General features: G+C 34.5%; 9 protein-coding genes and 1 tRNA gene. All 10 read left to right on the top strand.

What is annotated here, in order from left to right; genetic code table 11:
* The first annotated feature begins 23 nt into the window (after positions 1–23).
* Positions 24–96, top strand: a tRNA-Trp gene (locus ACU4C5_RS01960).
* 15 nt (positions 97–111) lie between these two features.
* The gene (secE, locus tag ACU4C5_RS01955; protein ID WP_446845373.1) at positions 112–309 is read left to right on the top strand and encodes a preprotein translocase subunit SecE; all 198 of its coding nucleotides are present in this window, start codon (positions 112–114) and stop codon (positions 307–309) included.
* A 14-nt stretch (positions 310–323) separates the two neighbouring features.
* A complete protein-coding gene (nusG, locus tag ACU4C5_RS01950; RefSeq protein WP_446845372.1) occupies positions 324–881 on the top strand; it encodes a transcription termination/antitermination protein NusG in 558 nt (185 codons plus the stop codon).
* Positions 882–954: 73 nt separating this feature from the next.
* Complete coding sequence (gene rplK, locus ACU4C5_RS01945; RefSeq protein WP_446845371.1) at positions 955–1,395, top strand: 50S ribosomal protein L11; 441 nt, start codon at positions 955–957, stop codon at positions 1,393–1,395.
* A gap of 12 nt (positions 1,396–1,407) precedes the next feature.
* Positions 1,408–2,097, top strand: coding sequence for a 50S ribosomal protein L1 (rplA, locus tag ACU4C5_RS01940; protein WP_446845370.1), 690 nt, complete (start codon positions 1,408–1,410; stop codon positions 2,095–2,097).
* Between the two features lie 18 nt (positions 2,098–2,115).
* On the top strand, positions 2,116–2,637 hold the full coding sequence (gene rplJ, locus ACU4C5_RS01935; protein ID WP_446845369.1) for a 50S ribosomal protein L10: 522 nt from the start codon (positions 2,116–2,118) through the stop codon (positions 2,635–2,637).
* A gap of 64 nt (positions 2,638–2,701) precedes the next feature.
* Positions 2,702–3,076 (top strand): 50S ribosomal protein L7/L12, encoded by a 375-nt coding sequence (rplL, locus tag ACU4C5_RS01930; RefSeq protein WP_446845368.1) that lies wholly within the window; start codon positions 2,702–2,704, stop codon positions 3,074–3,076.
* A 122-nt stretch (positions 3,077–3,198) separates the two neighbouring features.
* Positions 3,199–7,011, top strand: coding sequence for a DNA-directed RNA polymerase subunit beta (rpoB, locus tag ACU4C5_RS01925; protein WP_446845367.1), 3,813 nt, complete (start codon positions 3,199–3,201; stop codon positions 7,009–7,011).
* A gap of 75 nt (positions 7,012–7,086) precedes the next feature.
* Positions 7,087–11,388 carry a DNA-directed RNA polymerase subunit beta' gene (gene rpoC / locus ACU4C5_RS01920; protein ID WP_446845366.1) on the top strand — a complete coding sequence of 1,434 codons (4,302 nt, stop codon included), beginning with the start codon at positions 7,087–7,089 and terminating at the stop codon, positions 11,386–11,388.
* Between the two features lie 144 nt (positions 11,389–11,532).
* A complete protein-coding gene (locus ACU4C5_RS01915; protein WP_446845365.1) occupies positions 11,533–11,850 on the top strand; it encodes a DUF3467 domain-containing protein in 318 nt (105 codons plus the stop codon).
* The last annotated feature ends 42 nt before the right edge of the window (positions 11,851–11,892 follow it).

Raw genomic sequence — 11,892 nt, 5'->3', positions numbered from 1 at the left:
ACGAGATGCCTTGATTAATATTTACGGGCGTAGCTCAGTTGGTAGAGCACTGGTCTCCAAAACCAGGTGTCGGGAGTTCGAGTCTCTCCGCCCGTGCTAATAAAAAAACAGATGGCAGGAATTGTAAATTACGTAAAGGAATCTTTTGATGAATTAAAAAACAACGTGACGTGGCCAACATGGGCAGAAGCGCAAAGTTTAACAGTACTAGTTGCTGTGTTTTCTATTGTATTCGCTCTTACTGTTTGGGGTATTGACACTGTTTTTAGTAATGTTATTGAAACCTATTTTAGTTGGATTAAGAACTAAAGAAAAATAATTGAATGTCTGAAACTAGTGTAAATAAGAAGTGGTACGTAGTTAGAGCTGTAAGCGGTCAAGAAAATAAGATTAAAGCTTATATTGAGAGTGAAATTTCTCGATTAGGTTTAGAAGATTATGTTGATCAAGTTTTAGTTCCTACAGAGAAAGTGATTCAGATACGTAATGGGAAAAAATTACACAAAGAACGTGTATATTTTCCAGGTTACATTATGATTCAAGCCAACTTAAGTGGAGAAATACCACATATTATCAAATCAATAACTAACGTTATTGGTTTTCTTGGTGAAGTAAAAGGAGGAGATCCTGTACCATTAAGACAATCTGAAGTAAATAGAATGTTAGGTAAAGTTGATGAACTTACTGTTGATGCTGATGCAAATGTAGCAATACCATTTACATTAGGAGAAACAGTTAAAGTTATTGATGGACCATTTAATGGATTCGATGGTACTATCGAGAAGATAAACGAAGAAAAACGCAAACTTGAAGTAATGGTAAAAATATTTGGAAGAAAAACACCATTAGAATTAAGTTATATGCAAGTTGAAAAAATTTAATAATTGTTACATACAAAGCCGTATGTCTTTTTTGCTTCCACAATAAAAGATATACAAAACAAAACACAGTAAAATGGCAAAAGAATTAAGTAAAGTAGTTAAATTACAAGTTCGGGGAGGTGCTGCGAATCCATCGCCACCGGTAGGACCCGCTTTAGGAGCTGCTGGAGTTAATATTATGGAGTTTTGTAAACAGTTCAACGCTAGAACCCAGGATAAAGCTGGAAAAGTTCTACCTGTTGTTATATCTGTTTTCAAAGACAAATCATTTGATTTCGTAATAAAAACACCACCAGCTGCAGTACAATTATTAGAAGCGGCCAAAGTAAAAAAAGGATCTGGAGAACCGAACAGAAAGAAAGTAGCTAAAGTAACTTGGGATCAAGTTAAAGCAATAGCAGAAGATAAGATGCAAGATTTAAATGCATTTACAATTGAATCTGCTATGAAAATGGTTGCAGGAACTGCAAGATCAATGGGTATCACTGTTAATGGCGGTGAAGCACCTAACTAAAAAATTTTTGAAATGGCAAGAATGACAAAAAATCAAAAAGACGCAAGAGCTAAAGTTGAGAAAAACAAAACTTACTCTCTTGAAGAAGCTTCGGCTTTATTAAAAGAAATAACTTACACGAAATTTGACGCGTCAGTAGATTTAGCTATTAGATTAGGAGTAGATCCACGTAAAGCAAATCAAATGGTAAGAGGTGTAGTTTCTCTTCCTCATGGAACAGGTAAAGATATGAAAGTATTAGCACTTGTTACTCCAGATAAGGAAGAAGAAGCAAAAGCTGCAGGAGCAGACTACGTAGGTTTAGACGAATATTTACAAAAAATCAAAGATGGTTGGACAGATGTTGACGTTATCGTTACAATGCCAAGTATCATGGGTAAATTAGGTCCATTAGGACGTGTTTTAGGGCCAAGAGGTTTAATGCCTAATCCTAAAACAGGAACTGTAACTATGGATGTTGCTAAAGCTGTAAGCGAAGTAAAAGCAGGGAAAATAGATTTCAAAGTAGACAAAACAGGTATTATTCACGCTCCTATTGGGAAAGCGTCATTTACTGCAGATAAACTTGTAGGAAATGCTGAAGAATTGTTATCTACAATAATGAAACTTAAACCTACTGCTGCTAAAGGAACATACGTAAAAAGCATCTTTATGTCTTCTACTATGAGTCCAAGTATATCAATAGATACTAAAATTGGTTAGTAGTTAAACTTTTATATTATGACAAGAGAAGAAAAATCACAAGTAATTGAAGAGTTGACTGCTCAATTAGCAGATAATGCAAATATATATCTTGCAGATATGTCTGGATTAAATGCAGGAAACACTTCAGATTTACGTCGTGCTTGTTTTAAAGCAAACGTAAAATTAGCTGTAGTAAAAAATACATTATTATCTAAGGCTATGGAAGCTTCAGACCGTGAGTTTGGAAATTTACCATCAGTACTTAAAGGCAATACGTCTGTAATGTATTCTGAAACTGGAAACGCACCAGCAAAAGTAATCAAAGCATTTCGTAAAAAATCTGATAAGCCATTGCTTAAAGGAGCTTTTATTGAAGAAGCAGTTTACATTGGTGATGATCAGTTAGACATGTTAGTTGATATCAAATCTAAAGAAGAGTTAATTGGAGATGTAATAGCATTATTACAATCACCAGCTAAGAACGTTGTTTCAGCTCTTAAATCTAGTGGAGGTAAACTAGCAGGTATTCTTAAAACACTTTCTGAGAAATCAGAATAGTATTAAATAGTACGCACTTTATTACAATTATATTATTATTAAAATTTATTAAAACGATAGAAAAATGGCAGATTTAAAAGATTTCGCAGAACAATTAGTTAACTTAACAGTAAAAGAAGTTAACGAATTAGCAACTATATTAAAAGATGAGTACGGTATTGAGCCTGCTGCTGCTGCTGTAGCAGTTGCTGCTGGAGGTGCTGCAGGTGGTGAAGCTGCCGATGAGCAAACTGAATTCGATGTTATCTTAAAAGCAGCAGGTGCTTCTAAGTTAGCAGTTGTAAAATTAGTTAAAGAATTAACTGGTTTAGGATTAAAAGAAGCTAAAGGATTAGTTGATGGAGCACCAAGCCCTATCAAAGAAGCAGTTTCTAAAGATGAAGCTGAAGCATTAAAAGCACAGTTAGAAGAAGCAGGAGCTGAGGTTGAGCTTAAGTAAGCACAACTCATAACAAATTATGGTTTAGGTCTAGAGATTGTCTCTAAGACCTAAACCCTTTTGTGTATATAAAGGTATACATAGAAAAAACAATTTTTTTTTAATCAAAATCTCGTTCATCGATGTTAGCAAAAAAAGCTGAAAGATTAAATTTCTCTTCTATTGTAAATAGAACTGAATATCCCGATTTCTTGGATATTCAAATCAAATCCTTCCAGGATTTTTTCCAATTAGAGACTAAATCTGAAGAAAGAGGGAATGAAGGTCTGTATAACACCTTCATGGAAAATTTCCCTATTACAGACACACGTAATCAATTTGTTTTGGAATTCCTGGATTACTTTATTGATCCACCAAGATACTGTCTTGAAGAATGTATTGAAAGAGGTCTAACTTACAGTGTTCCGTTAAAAGCAAGGTTAAAATTGTATTGTACAGATCCTGAACATGAAGACTTCGAAACTATCGTTCAAGATGTATACTTAGGTACAATTCCTTACATGACACCTAGTGGTACTTTCTGTATTAATGGAGCAGAACGTGTTGTTGTTTCTCAATTACACAGATCTCCAGGAGTATTCTTTAGTCAGTCATTCCACGCGAATGGAACCAAATTATATTCTGCCAGAGTAATCCCTTTTAAAGGATCTTGGATAGAATTCGCCACAGATATCAATCAAGTAATGTATGCTTACATTGATAGAAAGAAAAAATTACCTGTAACTACTTTATTCAGAGCAATCGGTTTTGAACGCGATAAAGATATTCTTGAGATTTTTGATCTTGCAGAAGAAGTAAAAGTTTCTAAATCAGGATTAAAAAAAGTAATAGGTCGTAAACTTGCTGCACGTGTACTTAACACATGGCATGAAGATTTCGTTGATGAAGATACTGGTGAAGTAGTATCTATTGAACGTAACGAAATTGTTTTAGATCGTGATACAATAATAGATAAAGATAATATAGAAGAAATTCTTGACGCAGGTGTAAAAACTATTCTTTTACATAAAGAAAGTGCACAACAAGGAGATTACGCTATTATACATAATACACTTCAAAAGGATCCAACCAATTCTGAAAAAGAAGCTGTAGAACACATTTACCGTCAACTACGTAATGCTGAGCCGCCAGATGAGGAGACAGCGCGTGGTATTATTGACAAATTATTCTTTTCTGACCAACGTTATTCTCTTGGAGAAGTTGGACGTTACAGAATGAACAAAAAATTACAGTTAGATATCGGTATGGATAAGCAAGTGCTTACCAAAGAAGATATCATTACTATCATAAAATATTTAATCGAGCTTATCAACTCAAAAGCTGAGATTGATGATATTGATCACTTATCTAACCGTCGTGTACGTACAGTAGGTGAACAATTATCTTCTCAATTTGGTGTTGGTTTAGCACGTATGGCACGTACAATTCGTGAACGTATGAACGTTCGTGATAACGAAGTATTTACACCTATTGATTTAATTAATGCGAAAACATTATCATCAGTAATTAATTCATTCTTCGGTACCAACCAGTTATCTCAATTTATGGATCAAACCAATCCTCTTGCAGAGATTACGCACAAGCGTCGTCTTTCAGCATTAGGACCTGGAGGTTTATCAAGAGAAAGAGCAGGTTTTGAGGTACGTGATGTTCACTATACACACTACGGAAGACTTTGTCCAATTGAAACTCCTGAGGGACCAAATATTGGATTGATATCTTCATTATCTGTTTATGCGAAAGTAAACGGAATGGGATTCATTGAAACCCCATATAGAAAATCTGAAAATGGAGTTGTTGACATTAAAAATGCACCAACTTATTTAAGTGCTGAAGAAGAAGAAGGTATGCTTATCGCTCAAGCCAATATTAAAATTGATGAGAACGGTAAAATACTAGAAGACAAAATTATTTCGAGACAAGAAGGTGATTTCCCGGTAATAGATCCTGTAAATGTAAATTATACAGATGTAGCACCAAATCAAATTGCTTCAATCTCGGCATCTTTAATTCCTTTCTTAGAGCATGATGATGCAAATAGAGCCCTGATGGGATCTAATATGATGCGTCAAGCAGTACCGTTATTAAAACCACAAGCACCAATTGTAGGTACAGGTTTAGAACGTCAAGTTGCAAGAGACTCTAGAGTTTTAATTAATGCAGAAGGCGCAGGAACTGTTGAGTATGTAGATGCTCAAAAAGTAACTATTAGATATGAACGTACTGAAGAAGCTGCAATGGTTAGCTTTGAAAGTGACACTAAAACATATCCTTTAGTAAAATTCAGAAAAACCAATCAAGGTACCAATATCAACCTTAAACCTATCGTTGTGAAAGGTGATAAAGTTGAAAAAGGACAAGTACTTTGTGAAGGTTATGCAACTGAAAATGGAGAGTTAGCACTTGGTAGAAATATGAAAGTAGCCTTTATGCCTTGGAAAGGGTATAACTTTGAGGATGCAATTGTAATTTCAGAAAAAGTTGTTAGAGACGATGTATTTACATCTATCCATATTGATGAATACTCATTAGAAGTAAGAGATACAAAATTAGGAAACGAAGAGTTAACTAATGATATCCCTAACGTATCGGAAGAGGCTACAAAAGACCTTGACGAAAATGGTATGATTCGTATTGGAGCAGAAATTAAACCAGGTGATATCCTTATCGGAAAAATTACACCAAAAGGGGAATCTGATCCAACACCAGAAGAAAAACTTCTTAGAGCAATTTTTGGAGATAAAGCAGGAGATGTAAAAGATGCTTCGCTTAAAGCTTCACCATCATTACATGGTGTAGTTATCGATAAAAAATTATTTGCTAGAGCAGTAAAAGATAAACGTAAGAGAGCTAAAGATAAAGAAGATATCGAAGCTTTAGAGAACATTTACTACAGAAAATTTGACGAATTAAAAGAAGTTTTAATTGAAAAATTATTTGTAATCGTAAACGGAAAAACTGCACAAGGTATCTTTAACGATTTAGGTGAAGAAATTATTCCAAAAGGTAAAAAATATACCTTAAAAATGCTAAACGCTGTAGATGACTATACGCACTTAACATCAGGAATTTGGACAACCGACGATCATATTAACGCACTTGTTGCTGATTTAATTCACAACTACAAAATAAAAGAAAACGACTTACAAGGTTCATTAAGACGTGAGAAGTTTACTATATCTGTAGGAGATGAGTTACCAGCAGGAATCATCAAACTTGCTAAAGTATACGTTGCCAAAAAACGTAAACTTAAAGTAGGGGATAAAATGGCAGGACGTCACGGTAATAAAGGTATTGTTGCACGTATTGTACGTCAAGAAGATATGCCTTTCTTAGCAGACGGAACTCCAGTAGATATTGTATTAAATCCGTTAGGTGTACCATCTCGTATGAACATTGGACAGATCTATGAAACTGTATTAGGTTGGGCAGGACAAAAATTAGGACGTACTTATGCGACACCAATTTTTGACGGAGCTACTTTAGATCAAATTAATGGATTTACAGACGAAGCTGGTGTACCAAGATTTGGTCATACTTACCTATACGATGGTGGAACAGGAGATCGTTTTGATCAACCTGCAACTGTTGGGGTAATTTATATGATTAAATTAGGTCACATGATTGATGATAAGATGCACGCACGTTCAATAGGACCATACTCACTTATTACACAACAACCACTTGGAGGTAAAGCTCAATTTGGGGGTCAACGTTTTGGAGAGATGGAAGTTTGGGCACTAGAGGCTTATGGAGCTTCAGCAACTTTACGTGAGATCTTAACAGTAAAATCTGATGATGTTATAGGTAGAGCTAAAACTTACGAAGCTATCGTAAAAGGAGAGCCAATGCCAGAACCAGGACTACCTGAATCTTTCAACGTACTTATGCACGAATTGAAAGGACTAGGGTTAGATATTAGATTAGAAGAATAAATTTTAGTACGTAGTTGTAGTCTTCATTTATAAAGTAACTGAAGACTACACACTACAACTGATTACTATAAAATTATGGCAAAAAAACAAGATAAAAATACAGTACAGAGATTTAATAAAATCTCTATTGGTTTAGCATCGCCTGAGTCTGTTTTAGCAGCATCTAGAGGAGAGGTTTTAAAACCTGAAACTATTAATTATCGAACACATAAACCAGAAAGAGATGGTTTATTCTGTGAGCGTATTTTTGGTCCTGTTAAGGATTTTGAATGTGCTTGTGGTAAATATAAAAGAATACGTTACAAAGGAATTGTTTGTGACCGTTGTGGTGTTGAAGTAACAGAGAAAAAAGTACGTAGAGACAGAGTAGGACACATTAATTTAGTGGTTCCTGTAGCTCATATCTGGTATTTCCGTTCTTTACCAAACAAAATAGGATACTTATTAGGATTACCATCTAAGAAATTAGATATGATTATTTACTACGAACGTTATGTAGTAATTCAACCAGGTAACGCTAATAATGCCGAAGGTGAACCTCTTCAAAAAATGGACTTCTTAACAGAAGAAGAATATTTAAATGTTTTAGAGACTTTACCGCAAGATAACCAATATCTTGATGATACAGACCCAAACAAGTTTATCGCTAAAATGGGAGCAGAATGTTTAATAGACATTTTAGGACGTATCAATTTAGATGAATTATCTTATGATTTACGTCATAAAGCAAATAACGAAACCTCTAAACAACGTAAAACCGAAGCGTTAAAACGTTTACAAGTTGTTGAAGCGTTTAGAGATTCTAATGCACACCGTGAGAATAGACCAGAATGGATGATAATGAAAGCCATTCCAATCATTCCGCCAGAATTACGTCCATTAGTACCATTAGATGGTGGTCGTTTTGCAACATCAGATTTAAATGATCTTTATCGTCGTGTAATTATCCGTAACAACCGTCTTAAAAGATTAGTTGAGATAAAAGCACCAGAAGTGATTTTACGTAATGAAAAACGTATGTTACAAGAATCAGTAGATTCATTATTTGATAACACACGTAAATCATCTGCAGTAAAAACAGATTCTAACAGACCATTAAAATCATTATCAGATTCACTTAAAGGTAAGCAAGGGCGTTTCCGTCAAAACTTACTTGGTAAGCGTGTTGATTATTCTGCACGTTCTGTAATTGTTGTAGGACCTGAATTAAAATTATACGAATGTGGATTGCCTAAAAATATGGCAGCTGAACTTTACAAACCTTTTGTAATTAGAAAACTAATTGAAAGAGGAATTGTAAAAACAGTAAAATCTGCAAAGAAAATTATAGACCGTAAAGAACCTGTAGTTTGGGATATCTTAGAAAATGTTTTAAAAGGACATCCAGTTCTTTTAAATCGTGCTCCTACGTTACACAGACTTGGTATCCAAGCGTTCCAACCTAAATTAATTGAAGGAAAAGCTATTCAACTTCACCCATTAGTGTGTACTGCATTTAATGCCGATTTTGATGGTGACCAGATGGCAGTTCACTTGCCGTTAGGACCTGAAGCTATTTTAGAGGCGCAAATGTTAATGTTAGCATCTCACAATATCTTAAACCCTGCAAATGGTGCTCCAGTTACTGTACCATCTCAGGATATGGTACTTGGTCTTTACTATATGACCAAGCACAGATTAAATACTGCAGATTATACAGTATTAGGTGAAGGCTTAACATTTTATTCTCCAGAAGAGGTAACTATTGCTTACAATGAGAAAAAGGTAGAACTTAATGCCGGTATCAAAGTAAGAACACATGATGTTAACGAAGAAGGAGAACACATTACAAGAATTATAGAAACTACTGTAGGACGTGTACTTTTCAACGAAAAAGTTCCAGCTGCAGCAGGATATATAAATGAAGTCTTAACAAAAAAATCTCTTAGAGATATTATCCATGGCATTTTAAAAGCTACAAGTGTACCGGAAACGGCTGATTTTCTTGATGAGATAAAAACTCTAGGTTATAAATTTGCATTCCAAGGTGGATTATCATTCAGTTTAGGTGACATTATTATTCCTGCTGAAAAACCAGCTCTTATTGACAAAGCTAACGGTTTAGTTGATGGTATTATGGGTAACTATAATATGGGACTTATTACAAATAACGAACGTTATAACCAGGTTATTGATATTTGGACGTCTACAAATGCTGAATTGACTGAACTGTCAATGAAACGTATTCGTGAAGACCAACAAGGATTCAACTCGGTGTTTATGATGCTTGATTCTGGTGCAAGGGGTTCTAAAGAACAAATTCGTCAGTTAACAGGTATGCGTGGATTAATGGCGAAACCTAAAAAATCTACCGCAGGTGGGGGATCTATTATTGAAAATCCAATTCTTTCTAACTTTAAGGAAGGTCTTTCAATTTTAGAATACTTTATCTCTACTCACGGTGCTCGTAAAGGACTTGCCGATACAGCACTTAAAACTGCCGATGCAGGTTACTTAACACGTCGTTTAGTAGATGTATCTCAAGATGTAATTATTTACAGTGAAGACTGTGGAACATTAAGAGGTATTTCAGTATCAGCATTAAAGAAAAATGAAGAGATTGTTGAAAAATTAGAAGACAGAATTGTTGGGCGTACGTCATTAAACGATGTATATGATCCAATAACAGAAGAACTTTTAGTTGCAGCAGGAGATCATATTCACGATAATATAGCAAAACGTATTGGAGCCTCTGCATTAGAGTCTATCGAAGTACGTTCAGCATTATCATGTGAAGCTAAAAAAGGAATTTGCTCTAAATGTTACGGACGTAACCTTGCAACCGGTAAAATGGTACAAAGAGGTGAAGCTGTAGGTGTAGTTGCTGCACAATCAATTGGAGAACCTGGTACACAGTTAACACTTCGTACATTCCACGTAGGGGGTATTGCAGGAAACATTTCAGAAGACAACAAACTAACAGTTAAGTTTGATGGTATTGCTGAAATAGAAGACCTAAAAACTGTAAAATCAACAGACAACGAAGGGAATGAAGTAGATGTAGTAATATCTCGTACTTCTGAACTTAAATTGGTAGATGCTAAAACAGGTATCACATTAAGTAATAACAACATTCCTTACGGATCATTTGTATATGTTAAGAATGGAGATAAAGTTAAGAAAGATGATGTAATTTGTGCATGGGATCCATATAATGGTGTTATTATTTCGGAATTTGCTGGTAAAGTACGTTACGAAAACATCGAACAAGGGATAACTTACCAAGTTGAAATTGATGAACAAACAGGATTCCAAGAAAAAGTAATTTCTGAATCTAGAAATAAAAAGTTAATCCCAACACTTCATATTGATGATGCAAAAGGAGAAACTATTCGTTCATACAATTTACCAGTAGGTGCTCACATCATGGTAGATACCGATGAGAAAATTGAAATCGGTAAGATTTTAGTTAAAATTCCTCGTACTTCTGCTAAAGCAGGGGATATTACAGGAGGTTTACCACGTGTAACTGAATTATTTGAAGCACGTAATCCTTCTAACCCAGCAGTAGTAAGTGCTATTGATGGTGTTGTATCTTTCGGTAAAATTAAACGTGGTAATCGTGAGATTATTATAGAATCTAAAACAGGAGATATTAAGAAATACTTAGTTAAATTATCAAGTCAGATTCTTGTACAAGAAAATGATTTTGTAAAAGCTGGTATTCCTTTATCTGATGGTTCTATAACACCAAACGATATCTTAAACATTAAAGGGCCATCTGCAGTACAACAATACTTAGTAAACGAAGTACAAGAAGTATACCGTTTACAAGGTGTGAAAATTAATGATAAGCACTTTGAGGTTGTTGTAAGACAAATGATGCGTAAAGTAAAAATTATTGATTCTGGAGATACAATATTCTTAGAAGATCAATTAGCTCATAAAGCTGACTTTATTGAAGAAAATGATAAAATTTTCGGATTAAAAGTAGTTGAAGATGCTGGTGACTCTAGTACACTTAAACCAGGTCAGATTATTACATTACGTGAATTAAGAGACGAAAACTCAATATTACGTAGAGAGGACAAACAATTAGCTACTGCTCGTGAAGCGCAACCAGCTACTGCAACTCCAATCTTACAAGGTATTACAAGAGCATCGTTACAAACTAAATCGTTTATATCTGCTGCATCATTCCAGGAAACTACTAAGGTTCTTAATGAAGCTGCTGTAAATGGTAAGATTGATTACCTTGAAGGTCTTAAAGAAAATGTAATTGTTGGTCATAGAATTCCTGCAGGAACCGGTGTAAGAAGATACGAAAGTATTATCGTTGGATCTAAAGCAGAATTTAATGAGATGATGAAAGCTAAAGAAGAAATGAATTTTAACTAAATAGAACATAGGTTTATTACACTAGTTTTAAACCTATAGTTTAGTTGCCTTATTTAAAAAGGGAACATTCATTATATCATAAAAACCTTAAAATCCCGTTAATAGCGGGATTTTATGTTATATAACAACACTTAAAAATATATTATGGCAGACGATAATAAACAAAACAAACCAGGACAAATAAATATTGAATTAGATGAGAAAATTGCTGAAGGGACCTATTCTAACTTAGCAATTATAAATCATTCGGTTTCAGAATTTGTAGTAGATTTTGTAAGCATTATGCCTGGTACCCCTAAAAGTAAAGTGAAATCTAGAATTATATTAACACCACAACATGCAAAACGTTTATTAAAAGCGCTTGCAGAAAATGTTAATAAATTTGAAAGTGCCCATGGCGAAATCAAAGATTATGAGCAACCCCCTATACCTTTAAACTTTGGTCCAACAGGCCAAGCTTAATTTATAGAACAAAAAAATCGCAAAATTTACATTTTGCGATTT

The sequence above is a fragment of the Lacinutrix undariae genome, from assembly GCF_052934785.1.
The sequence above is the reverse complement of the archived record's forward strand: the minus strand, read 5'-3'. Positions and strand labels throughout refer to the sequence as shown.